The 19,855-nt window shown below is 45.0% G+C and carries 20 protein-coding genes and 1 tRNA gene; 7 read left to right on the top strand and 14 right to left on the bottom strand.

The window, feature by feature from the left end:
- Positions 1 to 11 precede the first annotated feature (11 nt).
- The 3 genes from AC9UGD_RS03195 to AC9UGD_RS03185 are packed head-to-tail and all read left to right on the top strand — an operon-like array spanning position 12 to position 2,134.
- Positions 12 to 401 carry a DUF4307 domain-containing protein gene (locus AC9UGD_RS03195; RefSeq protein ID WP_509569455.1) on the top strand — a complete coding sequence of 130 codons (390 nt, stop codon included), beginning with the start codon at positions 12 to 14 and terminating at the stop codon, positions 399 to 401.
- Between the two features lie 23 nt (positions 402 to 424).
- Entirely contained in the window at positions 425 to 898 is a 474-nt protein-coding gene (gene greA, locus AC9UGD_RS03190; protein WP_509569452.1) for a transcription elongation factor GreA, read from the top strand.
- Between the two features lie 18 nt (positions 899 to 916).
- Complete coding sequence (locus AC9UGD_RS03185) at positions 917 to 2,134, top strand: glycoside hydrolase family 125 protein (protein ID WP_509569449.1); 1,218 nt, start codon at positions 917 to 919, stop codon at positions 2,132 to 2,134.
- Here the strand turns inward: AC9UGD_RS03185 and AC9UGD_RS03180 are convergent, their stop codons facing one another.
- The gene (locus tag AC9UGD_RS03180) at positions 2,135 to 3,187 is read right to left on the bottom strand and encodes a cytochrome P450 (protein WP_509569446.1); all 1,053 of its coding nucleotides are present in this window, start codon (positions 3,185 to 3,187) and stop codon (positions 2,135 to 2,137) included.
- Positions 3,188 to 3,230: 43 nt separating this feature from the next.
- On the opposite strand from AC9UGD_RS03180, the gene AC9UGD_RS03175 reads away from it, so the two are divergent.
- Positions 3,231 to 3,590, top strand: coding sequence for an NIPSNAP family protein (locus tag AC9UGD_RS03175; RefSeq protein ID WP_509569443.1), 360 nt, complete (start codon positions 3,231 to 3,233; stop codon positions 3,588 to 3,590).
- Positions 3,591 to 3,601: 11 nt separating this feature from the next.
- On the opposite strand, the gene AC9UGD_RS03170 is transcribed toward AC9UGD_RS03175, so the two are convergent.
- Positions 3,602 to 4,396, bottom strand: coding sequence for an ABC transporter permease (locus tag AC9UGD_RS03170; protein ID WP_509569441.1), 795 nt, complete (start codon positions 4,394 to 4,396; stop codon positions 3,602 to 3,604).
- Positions 4,393 to 5,373, bottom strand: coding sequence for an ATP-binding cassette domain-containing protein (locus tag AC9UGD_RS03165; protein WP_509569438.1), 981 nt, complete (start codon positions 5,371 to 5,373; stop codon positions 4,393 to 4,395). The genes AC9UGD_RS03170 and AC9UGD_RS03165 overlap by 4 nt, the downstream gene beginning before the upstream one ends.
- Positions 5,374 to 5,390: 17 nt before the next feature.
- On the opposite strand from AC9UGD_RS03165, the gene AC9UGD_RS03160 reads away from it, so the two are divergent.
- On the top strand, positions 5,391 to 7,004 hold the full coding sequence (locus AC9UGD_RS03160; protein ID WP_509569435.1) for an MDR family MFS transporter: 1,614 nt from the start codon (positions 5,391 to 5,393) through the stop codon (positions 7,002 to 7,004).
- Positions 7,001 to 8,227 (top strand): MFS transporter, encoded by a 1,227-nt coding sequence (locus tag AC9UGD_RS03155; RefSeq protein WP_509569432.1) that lies wholly within the window; start codon positions 7,001 to 7,003, stop codon positions 8,225 to 8,227. The genes AC9UGD_RS03160 and AC9UGD_RS03155 overlap by 4 nt, the downstream gene beginning before the upstream one ends.
- A gap of 14 nt (positions 8,228 to 8,241) precedes the next feature.
- On the opposite strand, the gene AC9UGD_RS03150 is transcribed toward AC9UGD_RS03155, so the two are convergent.
- From AC9UGD_RS03150 to AC9UGD_RS03140, 3 genes are all read right to left on the bottom strand, one after another.
- On the bottom strand, positions 8,242 to 9,030 hold the full coding sequence (locus AC9UGD_RS03150; RefSeq protein WP_509569429.1) for a Bax inhibitor-1/YccA family protein: 789 nt from the start codon (positions 9,028 to 9,030) through the stop codon (positions 8,242 to 8,244).
- A 193-nt stretch (positions 9,031 to 9,223) separates the two neighbouring features.
- Positions 9,224 to 10,612, bottom strand: coding sequence for a trypsin-like serine protease (locus AC9UGD_RS03145; protein ID WP_509569427.1), 1,389 nt, complete (start codon positions 10,610 to 10,612; stop codon positions 9,224 to 9,226).
- 35 nt (positions 10,613 to 10,647) lie between these two features.
- A tRNA-Leu gene (locus tag AC9UGD_RS03140) sits at positions 10,648 to 10,720 on the bottom strand.
- Between the two features lie 84 nt (positions 10,721 to 10,804).
- Here AC9UGD_RS03140 and AC9UGD_RS03135 point away from each other — a divergent pair.
- The gene (locus AC9UGD_RS03135; protein WP_509569424.1) at positions 10,805 to 11,257 is read left to right on the top strand and encodes a DinB family protein; all 453 of its coding nucleotides are present in this window, start codon (positions 10,805 to 10,807) and stop codon (positions 11,255 to 11,257) included.
- Here AC9UGD_RS03135 and AC9UGD_RS03130 read toward each other — a convergent pair.
- The 8 genes from AC9UGD_RS03130 to mfd form a co-directional block, all read right to left on the bottom strand.
- Positions 11,250 to 11,969 carry a uracil-DNA glycosylase gene (locus tag AC9UGD_RS03130; protein ID WP_509569421.1) on the bottom strand — a complete coding sequence of 240 codons (720 nt, stop codon included), beginning with the start codon at positions 11,967 to 11,969 and terminating at the stop codon, positions 11,250 to 11,252. The genes AC9UGD_RS03135 and AC9UGD_RS03130 overlap by 8 nt on opposite strands.
- The gene (locus AC9UGD_RS03125; RefSeq protein WP_509569418.1) at positions 11,938 to 12,852 is read right to left on the bottom strand and encodes a Ppx/GppA phosphatase family protein; all 915 of its coding nucleotides are present in this window, start codon (positions 12,850 to 12,852) and stop codon (positions 11,938 to 11,940) included. Before AC9UGD_RS03125 ends, AC9UGD_RS03130 begins: the two co-directional genes overlap by 32 nt.
- Positions 12,843 to 13,331 carry a DUF501 domain-containing protein gene (locus AC9UGD_RS03120; RefSeq protein WP_509569416.1) on the bottom strand — a complete coding sequence of 163 codons (489 nt, stop codon included), beginning with the start codon at positions 13,329 to 13,331 and terminating at the stop codon, positions 12,843 to 12,845. The genes AC9UGD_RS03125 and AC9UGD_RS03120 overlap by 10 nt, the downstream gene beginning before the upstream one ends.
- Positions 13,331 to 13,732, bottom strand: a complete 402-nt coding sequence (locus AC9UGD_RS03115; RefSeq protein ID WP_509569413.1) for an FtsB family cell division protein — start codon at positions 13,730 to 13,732, stop codon at positions 13,331 to 13,333. The genes AC9UGD_RS03120 and AC9UGD_RS03115 overlap by 1 nt, the downstream gene beginning before the upstream one ends.
- A 9-nt stretch (positions 13,733 to 13,741) precedes the next feature.
- Positions 13,742 to 15,019, bottom strand: coding sequence for a phosphopyruvate hydratase (gene eno / locus AC9UGD_RS03110; protein WP_509569410.1), 1,278 nt, complete (start codon positions 15,017 to 15,019; stop codon positions 13,742 to 13,744).
- 84 nt (positions 15,020 to 15,103) lie between these two features.
- Complete coding sequence (locus AC9UGD_RS03105; RefSeq protein ID WP_509569407.1) at positions 15,104 to 15,742, bottom strand: nucleoside triphosphate pyrophosphohydrolase; 639 nt, start codon at positions 15,740 to 15,742, stop codon at positions 15,104 to 15,106.
- Between the two features lie 14 nt (positions 15,743 to 15,756).
- The gene (locus AC9UGD_RS03100; RefSeq protein WP_509569404.1) at positions 15,757 to 16,359 is read right to left on the bottom strand and encodes a putative periplasmic lipoprotein; all 603 of its coding nucleotides are present in this window, start codon (positions 16,357 to 16,359) and stop codon (positions 15,757 to 15,759) included.
- Positions 16,359 to 19,829 carry a transcription-repair coupling factor gene (gene mfd / locus AC9UGD_RS03095; protein ID WP_509569401.1) on the bottom strand — a complete coding sequence of 1,157 codons (3,471 nt, stop codon included), beginning with the start codon at positions 19,827 to 19,829 and terminating at the stop codon, positions 16,359 to 16,361. The genes AC9UGD_RS03100 and mfd overlap by 1 nt, the downstream gene beginning before the upstream one ends.
- Positions 19,830 to 19,855 lie beyond the last annotated feature (26 nt).

Here is a 19,855-nt window from a genome sequence, read left to right as displayed (position 1 = left end):
ATAATCATGGCATGCAATCCCAAGAGCCGTTTGACTACAACGACCGCTATGGCGTGAAAAAGCCGCGTAGCTGGATTGCCATTGCCCTAATCACAGCAATAGTTGGAGTTGGCTGGGTTACATGGGCTGGGTTGTATCACTCAAACCCACAGATTCGTGTTCAGTTGATTTCATTTACCGTCGATAGTGATCGAGCGGTCAGTGTTCGATATTTCGTTGATCGAAATAGTGCGGATACAGCAAGCATCTGCACTGTAATTGCACGTGATTTCTATAAAGACATCGTTGGACAAATTGATGTAGAAGTTCCGGCAGGAAAAGAAAAAGTTGAACTGGTCAGCGTGGTTCCTACGCGTAGTCAGGCAGTAAATGCTGATGTTTCAACTTGTCGCGTCAAGTAAGTAACCAGTACCTTTTACCCCTTATGACACAGACCTGGCTGACCCAAGAAGCTGCTGATCGCTTGCAATCCGAGCTGACGCAGCTAGAAGGTCCTGGCCGAAAAGAAGTAACTGCCAAGATTGAAGCAGCACGTGCCGAAGGTGACTTGAAAGAAAATGGCGGATACCACGCAGCACGTGATGAGCAAGGCAAAATGGAGGCGCGTATTCGTCAGCTAAAGCAGATGTTGGAAAACGCACACATCGGAACTCCACCAGCCAGCGCCGATGGAAAAGTTGGCGCAGGAATGGTTGTTACAGCCATTATCGCCGGAGATGAAATGAAGTTTTTAATTGGATCCCGTGAAATTTCATCCGGAGATCTAGATGTGTACAGCGAAAAGTCGCCACTTGGTTCAGCGGTGCTGAATCAAGAAATTGGCGCAAAGGTTTCTTACACAGCACCTAATGGTCGCGAGATCTCGGTTGAAATTGTGGCCGCCGAGTTTTACGCCTAACCTAAAGTTCTAAGGTTCATGAACTTAACAGCCAGAGAAGTATTTCCCGGCTTAGATTCTCAAGTACCAGATTCGCGATTTAAGCGTGTTTCGATCGCAATAGATTCATTATTCAACAAGAGTTTAACCAGGCGTGAAAACGGGAGTCCATTCATCATCACCGGTGATATTCCGGCAATGTGGTTACGCGATTCAACTTGGCAAGTTGCACCACTGTTGAATTCTAACCATTCAGAGGTAATTCAATTACTTATTGAATTAAGCAAGACGCAGGTAGAGCTCTTCCTGCTTGATCCATACGCAAATGCATTTAATCCTGCCCCTAATGGCGAGTGCTGGCATAAAGACTTTCCTAATCAATCTCCTTGGGTGTTCGAGCGAAAGTTCGAGCTAGATTCATGGGCTTCAGTTTTATATCTGGCACGAATGATTATTGAAAAATATGGTCGTACTGACCATATCAATGCCTCCTTCAAGGAAGCACTCAGAGTCATGTTAGAACTTGCTAAGCGCGAACAACACCATGATCCAGAGTCGTACATATTTAAACGTAACAATGAAGTACCTCATGATTCGTTATCGCATAATGGTCGTGGAGCACCAACGGCATACACGGGTATGGTCTATTCCGCCTTCCGTCCAAGTGATGATGCCTGTGTGTACGGCTATCTTGTTCCTTCAAATCTCTTTTTTCTGAATGAATTAGAGCTATTGCCAGAAAATCTCAAGTCACCAGAATCTAATGATTTAAGTACCGACATTCGAAAAGGTATACAAGAGTTTGCAATCAATCATGGACGCTTTGCATATGAAGTCGATGGGCTTGGAAATGCATTGTTCATTGATGATGCAAATATTCCATCCTTGCTGAGCCTTCCGCTTTTAGGGTGTATCTCAGCTGAGGATGAATCCTATAAAGCAACTAGAGAGTTCATTCTTTCCGGTAAAAATCCCTATTACTTTTCAGGTACAAAAGCCGCAGGAATTGGCTCACAGCACACACCGACTGGATTTGTTTGGCCAATTGCACTTGCTGTTCAAGCCTTAACCGATTCATCGATCAGCAAAAAGTTAGAAGCCTTAGATTTACTAGAACATACTGATGCTGGGACCGGAAACATGCATGAGTCCTTTAATGTTAGTAACGATAAAGATTTTACGAGATCATGGTTTTCGTGGGCAGACATGACTTATGTACAACTGGTTTTGAATAGTGTTAACTACCAATCAAAATAGCTAAATTTGGACAATCTTGACAGCGCTAAGGTGATCGGGAATTTTTGTATACGGTGCTTGGTGATAGCGAATATCTTCAGAAGAAACTCTCCAGTTTTTGCCCGAACTTAACAAAGCCTCTAGAAAGACCTTGGCTTCGATTTCTGCAATATGGTTTCCTAAACAGGTGTGAGGGCCAAAGCCAAAGCTTAAATGGGGATTTCGGCCACGATTAAAATCGATCTCAAAAGGATTAGTGAAAACTGTTTCATCAAAGTTGCCCGAAATAAAACTGATTCCGACATACCTATCATCGGGAAGATCAGCTGTAGTACTTTCTGGCACAACCGTTCTGTTCATGACAGGTAGCGGAGTGAAGAATCGTAAGAACTCTTGAATAGCAGGGCTTATTAACTCTGGATGTGAGCGCAATAGTTCAAGGTCTTGAGGTTTATTACCAAAGTGCCACATGATTCCGGTAAAGAGTTTTACAACTGTATCTCGGCCGCCCGCCAACATCACGCCGGCAATGCCTCTAAATTCAGCAGCAGAAATTTGTTGTCCTTCGATTTCAAGGTGTGCAATCTGGTTCCAGATGTCAGCTTTATCCTTGTGTAACGCCTCTTCATAAATTGCATCCAGGTAACGATGCAAAACCTTGCCGTCGCGTACTTCAGACTCTGCAGTCCAGACATCTGGTCCCCACGAAATCCATTCATCGACGTCTTGAGGGCGGCTATAGATAACACCTAAATTATTCATAACCAAGGGAAGCGATAAATGTTGGCCGACTTCAAGATCCCCATGTTTAAAGAAATTAGCGATCAGTTGTTCAGTGTGGGCACGAAATTGTGGAATCAATAATTCGATTGATGGTTTAACAAAGTATGGCGCTAAGGCAACTCGATATAGGTGGTGCCTCGGTGGATCAACTTCAAGCGGCAATTGGCGGTAATCGCGAACATCGGAATCACCCTGCAAGTCTGATGAATAAGTTTGTGTATCTCGAAGTGCTTCACGAACAGCTTTGTGCCCGACTATAGTTTTACTTGCTTTAGGGTAGAAATCTGACACTAGTAAAGGGTAAATACCTTTGCATCAATTTACAAGGAGAGCCATGAATACCTTCCGTGCAGTGGCGATTTTCCCTCACATAGCACCTGGCGATTTAGAGCAATTCTGCTTGGTCGCCACTGAATTGATGAAAGCAATACAGCAACAAGAATCTACTCTTCGATATGACATGTTCTTTAATCCAGAAAAGACTCGCTGCACCGTTTTGGAAGAGTTCGAAACACCGGAAGGAGTTTTTGAACATGTAAAGAGAAATGGGGATTTGATTGCTCTATTGACTCTTTTAGGAGGAAAGATTGAAGGCAGCGTCTTTCCTATGAGTCAGGATGGCGAAGCAATTGCAGAAATTAGGAATAACTGGGACTCCAAATTTCATCACCATTTCCTTGGTAAAACTCAGTAATTTTGAGGCGCTTAACTAGAAAAGTTTTTATACTTTCTAATACTTAGCGGAATAAAGATCACCATCAAAAGGACCATGTACAGCAATGAGGTTTCAAGTGGGTACTGGCTTGGCCATGAATCCGCTGTCGCACCGAATTCATTTTTTAAGCCAAACAATTGACGACAGGCCGCAACCATTGTTGAAACAGGGTTCCATTCGGCAAAGTACTGCAACGCGCGAGGCATTCCGGTAGTTGGTGCAAAGGCGTTAGATAGGAATGTCAGCGGGAAGGTAACCAAAAATCCAACGCTTTGAACTGTGCGTGCTTCTTTAACTGACAGGCCAACCAAAATGCCAATCCAAGATAGTGCGTACCCAAACATAAACAAGAACACGAAAGCCAAAGTTGTTTGCAATATGCCTGATGTTGGACGCCAACCCACTGCATAGCCAGCAGCTGCCATTACAACTAGTACCAAAATGTTAAGTAGCGCATCGCCAAAGGTGCGACCAATAATTACTGCGCCGCGTGAAATTGGCAGAGATCTGAAGCGATCGATCAATCCTTTTTTCATATCTTCGGCAAGACCAATTGCTGTTGAGGCTAAGGTGAATGCAACAGTTTGAACAAAGATTCCGGGCATCAATAGCTGTACATATCCCCCTGGTTGACCTGAATCAATAGAGCCACCAAAGACAAAGCGGAATAATAAAACGAACATCACTGGCTGAATTGTTGAGAAGACTAGCAATTCGGGCACACGGGCAAGCTGCAAAAGCTGGCGCTTGGTGATTGTTAAAACATCACTGATTGCGTACTTCATTTCTTGCCGCCTCTCTTTTTCTTTATGGGCTCTATGACGGTTTCTTCAGCCACATGTCCTGTTAGAGATAAGAAAACATCATCTAGCGATGGGCGCTTTAAACCAATATCTAGTGGGTGAATTTTTGCTTCATCAAGAGCGCGCAGCGCATCCATAAGTGCAACTGATCCGGTTGAGACAGGTGCACTAATTGTTCGAAGATCAAGGTGTGTTGTGTGTCCACTAATGCGAGCAACAATTTCTTGTGCGGCAGTAATATCTTCATTTTCAACGGTGATTTCTAAACGCTCGCCACCTACCTGAGTTTTAAGCGCATCAGATGTACCGCGAGCAATAACTGTTCCGCGATCAATAACAGCGATTTCATCTGCCAATTGATCAGCCTCTTCTAAATACTGAGTTGTGAGAAGTAGCGTTACACCGCCTTTCACCAACTCTTGAATAACTCCCCACATATCTTGGCGACCACGTGGATCCAATCCAGTTGTTGGTTCATCTAAGAACAAGATCTTTGGCTTAACAATTAATGATGCTGCTAAATCGAGGCGACGACGCATTCCACCCGAATATGTCTTGATAGGACGTCGTGCTGCTTCTGTTAAATCAAAACGTTCTAATAAATCATTTGCGCGATCAATTGAAGGTTGGCGACCTAAATGATACAAACGACCAAACATCACTAAGTTGTCCCAGCCGGTTAATGTTTCATCAACAGCTGCATACTGTCCTGATAGTCCAATGAGTTCGCGTACTTTGTCAGGGTTTTTAACAACATCAATGCCTGCAACAGTTGCATTTCCAGAATCAGGCTTTAGCAAAGTTGCGAGAATTCTCACAGTTGTAGTTTTACCAGCACCGTTAGGCCCAAGTACGCCTAAAACAGTGCCTTCTTCAACATCTAATGACAAATCATTAAGGGCTACGACCTCGCCTTTGCGATAGGTCTTCACTAAGTGTTCGGCGATCACTGACTTCACGCGATAACCTTACCTTCATGTCTACTAATAGCCCAATAAATGCATCGGTAAAAGAGCACACACACAAAGAAATTATGGTTATTTTGGGGGGGCTGATGACCGGAATGTTGCTTGCCGCCCTGGACCAGACCATTGTGTCGACAGCGCTAAAGAGCATCGTCGAAGAGTTTGATGGTTTGAACCATTACACCTGGGTAGTGACTGCATATCTTTTGACCTCAACAGCATCAACACCGCTGTACGGAAAAATCTCTGATATCTATGGTCGACGAATAGTTTTCCAGTTTGCGATCGTTACCTTTCTGTTGGGATCAATACTTGCTGGTGCTTCACAAAACATGGAGCAGCTAATTGCTACACGTGCATTGCAAGGTCTAGGTGCTGGTGGATTAATGGCACTCACCTTTGTGATCATTGGTGACATTGTTCCTCCCCGCGAACGTGGTCGTTATCAAGGTTATTTCGGAGCCGTTTGGGGACTTTCATCTGTAGCCGGCCCATTACTTGGAGGTTACTTTTCCGATCACGAGCAAATACTTGGCGTAGCCGGATGGCGCTGGATTTTCTACATCAATATTCCATTTGCAATCGCTTCTCTGCTTATCACTTCGGCAGTACTGCATATCCCTAAGGTTAAGCGCGACCACAAAATTGACTATCTGGGTGCAATTTTGATGGTAACAGCGGTTTGTTTAGTTCTGCTGTCAGTTTCAATCTACGGCCCACAAAATGGTTGGACAGATTCACGAACAATTGGTTACATGGTTGTTGGATTACTTCTGACAGTTGTGTTCTTAATGTGGGAAAAGCGCGCAGTTGAGCCTATTCTTCCGCTGCACTTGTTCAAGAATCACACCTTTTCAATTACCTCACTTTTAGGCGCGGTTATTGGTGCTGGAATGTTCGGAGCAATTGTTATGTTGCCGCTGTACTTCCAGGTTGTTAAGGGATATTCAGCAACTGAAGCTGGTTTGAAGTTGATCCCGTTGATGCTCGGAATCGTTTCGACATCGATTGTTTCGGGTAAGTTGATTTCAAAACATGGTCACTACAAGCGCTTTCCAGTAATGGGAACCTCGATCATGACTGTTGGAGTATTGCTCATGACCCGTTTGCAAATTGATACGCCATATTGGCAGATCTCGATTTATGCAGTCATGGTTGGCGCAGGCTTAGGACTATCAATGCAGACTATTGTTATTGCGCTGCAGAACTCAGTTGATTTCAGAGATATGGGTGTTGCAACTAGCTCCAATACATTCTTCCGTTCTCTTGGATCAGTATTTGGCACGGCAATCTTTGGTTCAATTCTTACAAATCGAGTAGTGCATTACATGTCTACCGGATTTGCGGAGTTAGGAAAGAGTAATCCTGCAGCTCTAGAGGGTTTTGATACTTCTAAGCTTGCTGAATTAACTACCAACACCGCGGCTCTAGAAACATTCCCTCCTTTAATCAAAGAGACGGCACTAGAAGCCTTTGTTAACTCATTTCACATTGTGTTCTATGCAGCAGCACCAATCACGGCAATCGGTTTGATATTCGCCTTAATGCTTCGCGAAGCACCTCTAAGAACTTCAAAGGATTACGCAGCTGCGCGCGAAGAAGCTGCAGGAGATTCTCTGTCTTGATTCGTTCACCATTTAGGGATCTACCGCGCGAAGTATCAATACTTATTGCGGCATCCTTCTTTGTTGCAGTTGGCTTTGGCATTGTTATGCCAGCCATCCCTGTATTTGCAAAATCATTCGGGGTTAACAACGCTGCAATTGGTTTAATGGTTTCAGCCTTTGCAATTACCCGTTTTAGCTCAGGACTTATTTCAGGCACCTTGGTCGATAAATTTGGTGAAAGAGCTGTTTTTTCAACTGGTGTATTTATGGTTTCGCTCTTTACATTCTTGGCTGGTATTGCCCAAAACTATGAGCAGTTGCTCTTCTTTAGAGCAGCAGGCGGCTTGGGTTCATCTATGTTCTCGGTCGCAGCAAGTTCGGTAATTTTGCGAGCAGTCAGTGATGACCAACGTGGGCAAGCGCAATCGGTATATCAAGGTTCATTCATTGTCGGCGGAATGGCAGGGCCTGCAATAGGTGGTTTGTTATCTGTCATTTCATTGCGAGCACCATTTTTTGTCTACTCAATTTTGTTGTTTTGTTCTGGAGTCGTTGCATTGTTTTTCTTAAAGGGCGATTCCATCGGCGCAAAGGTAAAGAACAGCAGCGATGAAGAAGCGACAACTATTCGTGAAGCACTCGCTATGCCTGCCTATCGAATTGCACTTGTTTTAGCATTTATCGGTACCTGGGTTTTCTTCGGAATGCGTTCTTCTATCTTGCCTGTTTTTGTCACAGAAGAATTGAATTCAACAACAGCCGTTGTGGGTTATGGCTTTGCTATATCTGCAATAGTCCAAGGAGCAATACTTCTAAAAGCCGGACGTTTCTCTGATGATAAAGGTCGTCGTGCTGCCTCGATAATTGGTGCGAATATCGTCTTTGTTGGCGTCCTGATACTTACATTTTCCCTTAATGCATGGATGTTCTTACTTTCCATGATCGTCTTAGGCTTTGGTGGCGCGTTCCTTGCCACAACGCCTGCCAGCATGGTGGGAGATGTAATCAAAGGTAAGGGTGGCAAAGTTATTGCGATCTTCCAGATGGCAGGGGATGCAGGAATGATCTTTGGGCCAATTATTATTGGCTGGATTTCAGATGTGTATTCATACCGCGCAGCATTTGGCTTTTCTGCCGCTATCTTTCTCATTGCTCTTGCACTTACCTACAAAATTCCTGAAACTAGAAATGTCGAAGGGCCCCAGGTTCATAACCTGAAGCCCCTCGATGAAGATCTCTAACAAATTACTGCTAATTAGTCGTTTCCACGCAAGATTGAAAGCACACGTAGAACTTCCATGTACAACCAAATGATTGTCACCATGAGTCCAAATGCTGCTCTCCATGACTCTGCTTCAGGAGCTCCTGCTGCGATTCCGTTTTGAATTGAATCAAAATCTAGAATCAAGAAGAAAGCTGCAAGAACCATTCCACCAGTTGCAATGATTAAGCCAAGTCCACCTACGTTATAAACGCTTGAACCTGTGAACATGTACGCAACAAATGACACAAGGCCAAGAACTAGGTAGCCAATGAGTGCCGTCGTTAACACCTTTGTGAACTTAGGTGTTACACGAATGCGGCCGCTCTTGTATGCAAACAGCATTCCTGCAAATGCGCTGATTGTTACCAGGATTGCCTGGCTAACAATTCCGTCATAGACAGTGTTATAAAGATGGCTGAGCGTGCCAAGTGCTAGACCTTGAAAAGCTGCGTATGCAATTGCAAGTGCTGGCTTAACGGTCTTACTAAATGCATTTACCATTCCAAGAACAAGTCCACCGATGAAGCCGAGCATAAGCGCTCCGCCACCGAGGTTAAGTGTCCAGGCAACTGCACCGACTGATACAAGTACCGCAAATAAAATTGCAGTGCGTGTAACAACATCATCAATTGTCATACGACCTGTACGCAATGATGAAGCTGCAGGTGAGTTATACAAATTCTCTAGCGCTGCTGGGTCTGAGTTAATTGTGCTCGGATCAAATGCAGCGTATCCACGCTGATTAAACGCCCGTCCAAGAACAGGGTTTGAACTGCGCATATCTTTTCTCTCCTTTTGTAGGGCCACGGAGAATTTCCGTGGTTGTGAAGCACCATAATCGTACGCAAAAGAATTGTCTGAGGCGAAATATAGGCGCGCTCACATGCTTAAAAGCACCTTAGAAATGGCGCCTCGAGGGGGTCAAACCCATGCATGGAGGATTGAAAGACTCCTCCAGAGACTCTGGTGAGGACTACTTCTTCACCTTGTAACCAGCAGGACACTTAGGTTTGACCGCAGTTACTTTTTTCGTGAGCTTGCCTTTGGTGCAGACGATGGTCGTTTTCTTGATTGCGGCGGCTTTAGCGGCGGCATCTTTAGCTTTGAGGTCGGCAGCGGCTTTAGCGGCGGCATCTTTAGCTTTGAGGTCGGCAGCGGCTTTAGCTTTGAGTAATGATTGCGCCTCATCAAAACTATTTATGGATACTTTCTCGGGTTCGCCGTAGTAGTCGAATCCTCCCTTTATGAAAATATGCCACCTAACATAACTACCAATAGGAACTTGCGCTGTAACAAAAGCTCTACCAACTTCTGTTTCGCTGGGTGTCGAAAAGAGTACTTTTGAGGCGGGGATCAATTCACTCCAGGTTTCACCCGTTTTTATTTCTAAGATCATGCTTGCAGATTTGTGATGGCAGCAAGTGCTTTGAAAATCTCTTTGAACCAATTGTCCAATAACTGAATTTTCTGTATCTGCAACTATTTTCTCTTGCGCTTTACCTAGTTCAATTGCGTTGAAGGCAACGATTGGTGAGTACGCAATTTTATTCTCTTGTGCATATCTCTCCCATTCTTGCTTTGCCAATTCAAGATATGGAGCAACTAAAGTATGTAAATCAATGTTTCCGGCTTGCTCATTGCCACGACAACCACCGGCTCCAACTGTGTCACTTACTAGTTTTGTCACACCATTGATTTCAGAGTATGAGGGACCCCCCGAATCGCCACCACATAATGCTCCGCCGACTTCTTCAAGTGAAATCATTTTCTCATAGTCCACTATTGAATTACCATTACGCTTAGAAGCATTTAAGGTGATTTTATATGGCTTGCCATCTTGTCGATCTTTACCTTGTAGACCATATCCATAACTGGTAACAGGCGAGTTATTTGCTTTCAATTGTCTAACTTCAAATTGGGTGGCTACTTCGATTTGATAATTTGGAAGAAGAGGTTTTTCTAGAAACAAAAAGGCTATGTCATCAATTTGCGTGCGAGTATCGCCCTGATCTGGTTTCCATATATTGTTGTACCCACTTGGCACCACTATTTTCATAACCTTGACACGAGTGTTTATGTCATCCGATGATGAATCTACTCCTGGCAGCGAGACTGTAAATGGTTCAGTCCTTACGGGCGAATCTTCGCCTCCTGTGTTTACTGTAAAACAGTGCGCAGCAGAAACCAAGATGAATTCGCTTATAAGCGCAGCGGTGCAAAAAGGTGTATTTGAACCAGCTGGTTGAGGAGCAACAACTTTTACATCCCCAAGTGCAGATGTTCCATTTTCAACCGCACTCGCTGGTGATAGAAAACCACTGAAAATCATTAAGGTAGACAGCAGTGCTGCAAATCTCTTCATATTGAAGTGTATTGAAATTTGGAAAAATTTATAAGTGCCCCCAGTCGGACTCGAACCGACACTGGAAGGATTTTAAGTCCTCTGTCTCTGCCATTGGACTATGGGGGCCACAGACTGTGGGAGTTTACTTGATGAGGGCCTTTTGCAGAAACTGAGCCTCTAAATCGTCAATCTGACCGATACGATCTCGCAATGGAGCATCAACAATTACTTGAAAAGTACCACTCATCTGCAATCTCATTTTATGAAGAGGGCAAGCAAATTTCTGCACAAGCCCTCAACCAGTCTAAAGACGGTGAATGGTCTGCCGCCTTTGTAATCCATCACATCGCAGATGCTGAAATTCAATTCGGTGTCAGGTACGCAAATGCTTTATGTGAAGATAATCCTACGATCGTTCCTTTTGATGAGGAGAAGTTTCCAACAGGCTTGCACTACAACAAGCGCTCTGTAGCGGTCTCACTTCAATCTCTAGCAGCATCCCATGCAATGAACTATGAGATTTTAAGGAATGCCAGTGATGCAGATTGGCAACGCATCTCGACCCACCCACAACGCGGACCAGTAACTCTTTTGCAACTTGTGACACTTTCAGCAAATCACATTGAAAGTCACATTGCTCAACTAAAGAACGCAGCTATTTAAAGCTCTTAGCTTTCTTGAAAATCGCATTAAGCATGGGTTCAGTTAGTTTTCCAGTAAATGTGTTTTGCTGACTTGGGTGATAGCTACCCAAAACTAAACGCTTGTTTCCATCTGGTCCAACCCAAGTAAAGCTTTCGCAGTGCCCGAACTTTGGTGTGGGCGATGAAATTTCATGATCCAAAGCACGAAGACTTTTGATAATCGCACTCCATGCAAAACTACCTAGCGCTACAAAAGTTCTAGCGGTAGGCATTAGAAGCTCAAACTCGTTGATTAGGTAGTCAGAGCACTCGATTTTCTCTTCAGTTGAAGGCTTGTTATCTGGTGGAGCGCATCGAACTGCGCAAGTAATACGGGTGTCAATAAGTTGTTGTCCATCATTTGCGGATCTACTGGTTGGAATTGTTGCAAGCCCGTTCTTGTGCAGAGCTTTGTAAAGCCAATCCCCTGAAGAATCTCCGGTAAATATCCGACCAGTTCTGTTTGCGCCGTGCGCACCAGGCGCTAATCCAACAATCACGATGCCAGCATTGTCTGGGCCAAAGCCTGGCACTGGTTTGCCCCAGTACTTCTCATTCTCATAAGACTTACGTTTTACGACAGCGACTTCTTCGCGCCAGTCAACAAGTCGTGGGCATTTTCTACATGCAATGATCTTTTGATCAAGCAGCTTGATCGAACTAATTTCTGGCAAGGGAATATGCCATTCCATCCAAGATATCTGATTCAGATGCAACAAACTCAGCAGCTCCTGTTGCCATCATGATTTCTGACAGAACAAGTGATCCTGCAGCAATAACATCGACGCGTCCTGGGTGCATATATCCAAGTGCTAGTCGATGCTCGCGATTGCTAGTTAAAAACATGGTCGATGCATCATGCACTTGTTGTGCTGAAATTCGGGATAGATGGATTGCATATCGATCGTATTCAGCCAGGTCTAATGCCGCTGCGGCAACTGTTGTTGCTGTTCCAGCTACGGCAACAAGTGTTTTAGCTTTGGTAATTGGCACTTCGGTAGCAGCTAGAGCAATTGCAGCTTGAATATCTGTACGAGCTAATTCAACTTGTGCTGTAGTTGCAGGATCATTAGCAAAGTGACGTTCGCTCATCCGAACACAACCAATGTTTACGCTGCGAGCGGCTTCAACAGTTGATGTACCAAATACGAACTCTGTTGATCCCCCACCAATATCTACTACCAAGAATGGTCCATCAGTTGGGTTTAAGTCTTTAATCGCACCAGTAAAGGAAAGCGCTGCTTCTTCATCTCCGCTAATGACTTCGGGTTCAATACCTAAACGATCGCGCACACCGTCTACAAACAAGTGACGATTTGTAGCGTCACGGGTTGCACTGGTTGCGCAAAATCTAATCTTTTCTACCCCGCGCTTTGCGATCTCTGCTGCAAACTTATCAACTGCTGCAAGTGTGCGTGTAATTGCATCTGGATGAAATTGTCCTGTTTGGTCAACGCCTTGTCCTAATCGAACAATTTCCATCTCGCGCACAACTTCGCGAAAATTACTGCCATCTATGTCAGCAATCAACAATCGAATTGAATTTGTACCGCAATCAATGGCTGCTACTCGCATGGGTTGTTCTTCCACCATTCGGGCAACTTTGCTAAGGCTTCATCGCCTAATGGATTGACATCAGGACCTGCTGCTAGTGAATGTGCGACCAATGAATGCAAACACTTAACTCGATTGGGCATTCCGCCTGCTGACACGTTATCTACTTCTGGAACATCAATTCCTAAGGCAGAGCGCGATGCAATGTAATCATCATGTGCTGCGTGATAAGCACCTGCTAATTCGGCATCAGTTTCCAGGCGATCATTCATGTCACCCATTAACCCAGTTGTTTCGAGGGTGGAAATAACAGCTGTTAAGCGAGGGCAGGTTGCGTAATAAAAAGTGGGAAATGGCGTGCCATCTTCAAGCCTAGGTGGAGTTTCAACCACTGCAGGCTTTCCACATGGACAGCGATATGCGATCGCATGAACGTCCCGAGGTGTTCGACCTAATTGAGTTTGAATGCAATCAAGATCGGATTGTGTTACTTCACGCATTAATTTCCTGTTTCGCTAATTGATGCGATTAATCGTGCATACCAAGGTTGACCATCGGTAAGTGCGCTAGCAACCTTTGTGGTTGTGTTGTTGGAGTCTGTCGTCGAATTATCGATCACAATGTATTGACGCTCACCTGGCAATACAAAGTGCAGACGTTCTCGCGCTTGAGATTTAATGAAGTCGGGATCCTTCCACAGGGATAGCTCTTGGCGAGCTTTTTGCAAAGCGGCATTATCTGCAGATAGTTGCGATTTCAAAGCACTTATTTGCGCACGCTGCGTAAAGTAATGCTTCACGGGCGGTGCAATAGTTAGCGCAAGAATAAAGAGAATTGCTGAAAGCGCTAAAACACGATTAGAGGTACGTCGACGACGAAATTGAAGCTGACGACGTGCCATCGTTAATGCTTACGCTTTGAAACGTGGAAATGCGTCACGACCTGCGTAACGTCCACCCTCAGCTAGCTCTTCTTCTATGCGAAGAAGTTGGTTGTACTTTGCAACGCGTTCTGTGCGCGCTGGAGCACCTGTCTTAATCTGACCGCAATTAAGAGCTACAGCTAAATCTGCAATAGTCGTGTCTTCTGTTTCACCTGAACGGTGACTCATCATGCTGCGGTAATCAGCACGGTGTGCCATTTCGACAGCATCGATTGTCTCTGTCAATGTTCCGATTTGATTTACCTTTACCAATAGTGCGTTGGCTGTGTTGCCAGCGATTCCCTTTGCAAGACGTTCTGGATTAGTAACAAATAGGTCATCTCCAACGATCTGGATGCGTGAACCAAGGACCTTGGTCATTTCTGTCCAACCAGCCCAGTCCTCTTCATTAAGAGGATCTTCAATTGAAACGATTGGGTAGGCATCAACCAAAGATGTGTAATACGCAATCATTTCATCAGAAGACTTGAGAGCGCCTTCAAACTTGTACTTACCGTTTTCGTGGAATTCGGTTGCTGCAACATCCATCGCAAGTCCGATTTCAGAACCTGGCTTGAATCCTGCAGCTTCGATTGCTTCAAGGATTAAATCAAGAGCTGCTCGGTTGCTATCAAGGTTTGGCGCAAAGCCACCTTCATCACCAACTGATGTAGCTAGTCCACGCTTTTTAAGAACAGCCTTCAGAGCGTGATAGATCTCAGCGCCCCAGCGAACAGATTCGCGGAATGTTGGTGCACCGATTGGGGCGATCATGAACTCTTGAATATCAACGTTGGTATCCGCGTGTGCTCCACCATTGAGAATGTTCATCATTGGAACCGGAAGCACGTGAGCATTTGGCCCGCCTAAGTAGCGGAACAACGAAAGATCGGCTGATTCGGCTGATGCTTTAGCTACAGCCAAAGATGCACCAAGAATTGCATTTGCTCCAAGACGTGACTTGTTCTTTGTTCCATCAAGCTCGATCATCGCGGCATCAATAAGACGCTGATCCTGTGAATCAAAACCAATGATCTCTGGACCAATTTCATCATTAACAAAAGCAACTGCTTTTTCTACGCCCTTACCAAGGTAACGCTTGCCACCATCACGAAGTTCTGCTGCTTCAAAAGCACCAGTTGATGCACCACTTGGAACTGCAGCGCGTGCCTGTGTTCCATCTTCTAATTGAATTTCAACTTCAACCGTTGGATTTCCACGGGAGTCCAAAATTTCACGGGCACCTAATGCTTCGATGATTGCCATTGCGTTTCTCCTCAAATAATTAAAAACTTTGGCCGACCTCAACGCTGAAATGGCACCTATTAACTAAGTCAATCCTACCGTGAGTTACGCGGGGCCGATCTGTTGGGCAATGTTCATGGCTTCCTTACGCAGGGCTGCCTCGGCATCAATCCCGTTGGCGCTTGCCCAGGCGATTACTGCAAGCAGGGCTTGGCCAACCGCGCCCTCATTGGCGATGCCATCGATTGAAACAGTGTTTGGAGTTGAGACAGCGACATTGTATTTTTCTGCGCGGTACAACAATTTTTCGACTAATGGCAATGCCGGTTGTGACATTGCAACACCATCTAGCGGTGAGGTGCGACCCTTTTCCTTCTTCTTAATCTCTTCCCAATTTTCAAGGACTTCTTGTGAATCCCGAACTTCAACACCCGCAAATACATGGGGGTGTCTGCGAATTAGTTTGTCTGCGATCCCCTGGGCAATATCTTCAATAGAAAAAGGATCTGTTGGGTGTTCTTCGGCCATGCGGGCATGAAAATAGACCTGCAGCAAAACATCGCCTAGTTCTTCTCGCATATCAATGCGGTTTCCAGATTGCACAGAATCTACAAATTCATAGGACTCTTCCAGCAGATATTTCAGAAGTGATTCATGAGTTTGTTCTGCGTCCCATGGGCAACCACCCGGTGAACGCAACGTGTTCATTACTTCAACTAAGCGTTGAAGTTGTGAATTGTGCATTACTTGAGTCGGTACTAGTTGTCTGATGGAGTTACGGCAGATGATGCTGGATCTGCTGCAACGATATCTGCTGTGTCTGCATCCCATTTTCCGTAACGAGGATTGACTGTTACACCAAGCTCTTTTGACTTAGCAACGATTAACTTTTGAATCTCGGTTCCGACTTGATCCTCAGTAACACCACTTGCTACAAGTGCTTGGCTGATCTTGTCTGACAAAGAAATTGCTTCAATGTATGCATCAAGATCTTCTGGAGCGATCCCTGCATTTACTAGTGCAGTCGGCATAGAAGCTGCGCCACCTACTTGTTCCACAATGCTTGCGCGGCGAGTGTCTATCTCTGCCTTAGTTACTTCGATCTTTAATTCTTCACCTAGTGCTCTTAATATGGCGCTGAACAAGTGGAAGCGAAGTTGGCCACGATTCAGGGCTTCTCCTGTGTCTAACTGCATTTGCGTTGTATCAACCTTCGCACGTTCGGCAAGAATTGAATCAATGCTGCCCTGCACTGTTGCTTGAGTGATCTTTGTTCCACCAACAGTCGCTGCTGCTCCAACTTGTGAACACCCGGTCAGCAAAATCGCTGCTACTGCAAACATGGCCAGAATCTTCTTCACTATGAGCTCGCTTTCGGTAATTCGCTTAGTTGGGTAACGGCCTCAACGACCCAGGCCAGAAGAGAAGTATCCACTATTTCGGGTGCATTCTGGGACGGATTCCATGAGGCTGCCTTGGGTAACGCCACTAAAACCGTGCTTGCTGCACCCTTGTAGAGCGATCCTGGATACAAACGTGTTAAACGTAACTGACGAGATTCGGGTAAAACTAATGGCGCTAATCGCAGATATTTGCCCTGCACTACAACTTCCGTCAATTTCACAGCCTTTGCTTGTGCACGCAATGCAGCAACTCCAAGTAGAGCATGTGCTTCTACAGGCAATTCTCCGAAGCGATCAATTAACTCTGCTTCGATTGATGAAACATCTGTTGGTGATTTCACATCAGCCAAGCGACGATACAAATCAAGGCGCAATCTTTCTCCAGGAACATACTCTGACGATAAATGGGCGTTGATCGGAAGTTCGACTTTGCATTCAGAAATCTTTTCTTCTGTCTCAATAATTCCAGATTTGTATTCCTGAACAGCTTCACCCACCATGCGCATGTATAAATCAAAACCAACATCGGCAATGTGACCTGATTGTTCGCCACCTAACAAGTTTCCGGCACCACGGATTTCAAGATCCTTTAAGGCAACCCGCATTCCAGAGCCCAAGTCAGTGTTTGTAGCAATTGTTGTTAAGCGCTCATGAGCTAATTCAGAAAGTGGTTCATCCGCTGAATATAGGAAATAGGCATAAGCACGCTCACGACCACGACCTACGCGTCCACGAATCTGATGCAACTGAGAAAGCCCAAAGCGATCTGCGCGTTCAACAATCAATGTGTTTGCGTTTTGAATATCCAACCCGCTTTCGACAATTGTCGTACAGACCAAAACATCAAAGTCTCGGTTCCAAAAAGCAAGAATTACATCCTCAAGTTCCCCCTCAGACATTTGCCCATGTGCCACACGAATACGAGCTTCTGGAACAAGTTCTTTTAAGTGCATCGCTTTACGATCAATACTTTCTACACGGTTATGCAAATAGAAGATTTGACCATCGCGCAGTAATTCTCGATGTATCGCAGCGGCAATCTGGGCTTCTTCGGCGGGGCCAACATAAGTAAGGATTGGATGGCGCTCTTCAGGCGGTGTTGTGATCGTGGACATTTCGCGAATACCAGTAACAGCCATTTCAAGTGTGCGTGGAATCGGTGTAGCAGACATAGCTAAAACATCCACTGTTGTGCGCAATTTCTTCAATGACTCTTTTTGCTCAACTCCAAAGCGTTGTTCTTCGTCAACAATGACTAATCCCAAATCTTTAAACAGCACATCATTGGACAGTATTCGGTGTGTGCCAATAACAACATCGACAGATCCTGACGCCAGATTAGCCAAAATCTCTTTGCTCTCTTTAACGGTATTAAACCTAGACAAGCCAGCAACTTTTAGTGGGAAACCTGCATAACGTTCTGCAAAAGTCTTTGAGTGTTGTTGCACAAGCAAAGTGGTTGGAACAAGGACAGCAACTTGCTTGCCATCTTGAACCGCCTTAAACGCTGCACGAATTGCAATCTCAGTCTTTCCATACCCAACGTCTCCACAAATAATGCGATCCATTGGGTATGGGCGTTCCATGTCTTGCTTGACATCATTAATTGTTGACAGTTGATCAGGGGTTTCTATGTATGAAAACGAGTCTTCTAGTTCGCGTTGCCACGGGGTGTCTGCCGAAAATGCAAAGCCAGGGGAACTAGTGCGGGCTGCATACAATCTGATTAATTCGCCGGCAATCTGACGAACCGCTTTACGCGCACGGCCCTTTGCTTTCTGCCATTCTCCACTGCCAATACGATGAACTGTTGGGGCTTCGCCACCAACATATTTCGAAACTTGTTCAAGTGCATCTGTAGGAACAAATACTCGATCTCCTGGTTGACCACGCTTTGCAGGTGCGTATTCAATAATTAAATACTCTCTGGTCACACCAGCAACTGTGCGCTCCAATAATTCAACGTAACGACCGATTCCGTGTTGTTCGTGAACAACATAATCACCACTCTTTAGTTCTAACGGATCAATTGCTTGCTTTCGCTTAGATGGCATTCGCTCGCCATCTTTTACGCTTCCCTTGCTTCCTGTTAAATCACGTTCGGTCATGAAGAAGATTTGATCTTCAGCACTTTCAAAGCCATGAGTGATGATTGAAGTTGTTAAAGCAATGCTGCCCTTTGCGGGAGCAGCAACTAACTTTTCGATTATCTGAACTGGCAGATCTGCGCCTCTAAAGATTCCGGCATACCGCTCGAGCATTCCATGTCCATGAGTTGCAAAGACAACGGTGTGATGTGCTTCTAGTGCATCGCGCAACACTTCAACTGTGCGTTCGAGGTCTCCGCGCATTGGGTCAATTGGTGAGTAATCCAAAAACACAGTGTCCTCTTCTAAATCGCTTCCGAATGGACTCAATTCAGATCGTGTGACACCGCATGAAATAATTTCATTATTCAATTCGTCCCATGAAATATATGTTCCGATTCCATCATGTAATGGTGCAATCCCACCTAACGCAGCGTTGGACCATGACGCATTCAAGAACTCTTCGTTGGTAGCTAACAAATCAGCAGCACGTGATCGAATTCGTTGCTCGTCGATAAAGACTATCTGGGTATTTGCTGGCATCCGCGACAACAAAGTTTCTGTCTCGTCAATGAGCAATGGAATCAAGGACTCCATGCCTTCAAAGGCGATACCTTCGCTTATTTTTTCTAGCATTTCTGCAGCAGCTGGGTATTGATCTTTTACCTCAATTGCGCGGTGTTTAATTTCTGGCGTCAATAACATTTCACGACAAGGATAAATTTCTAAACTGCCGACAACTGGCGCGAAGGTGCGCTGATCTGCAACCTCAAAATAACTTAAATCTTCAATTTCATCACCAAAGAAGTCAATTCTGATTGGATGATTGCTTAAAGGTAGGAAAAGGTCCACGATTCCACCTCGAACGGCAAACTCACCACGACGTTCGACTAAATCGGTGCGGGAATATGCAAGCGATGATAAATGGCGAACTAAAAGATCAAGTGATTGCTCTATACCTTTTTCTAATTTCATCAATGGCATAGAGCCAAGGTTGCTAATGATTCGATGTATTGCACCCCGTACCGGCGTTACAACTATTGGATTTATTGAAGGCATGCTTTTCAATGCGTACAGAGTTTGAATTCTCTTTGCCACTGTGTCACTGCGAGGACTTAAACGCTCATGAGGCAAGGTTTCCCAAGCAGGAAATTCCAAGACATCGTCGTAGAGTTCGCGTAATTCGTTAACAAGATCTTCGCTACTGCGACTTGAGCTAGTGACAACTAACAACGGATGTGATGATGCCCGCGCGGCCAACAAAAACGAATACGTAGAATGCGGTGCCACAATATGAGATGCATCGGGCGAGGTTGGTAGGACGGGAATAAGTCCGCGCATGCCTGCCTCCAATGCCTTAAGGCCCC

Origin of the sequence: Candidatus Planktophila sp. (genome assembly GCF_044232745.1) — a bacterium.
Lineage (GTDB): Bacteria > Actinomycetota > Actinomycetes > Nanopelagicales > Nanopelagicaceae > Planktophila.
The sequence above is the reverse complement of the archived record's forward strand: the minus strand, read 5'-3'. Positions and strand labels throughout refer to the sequence as shown.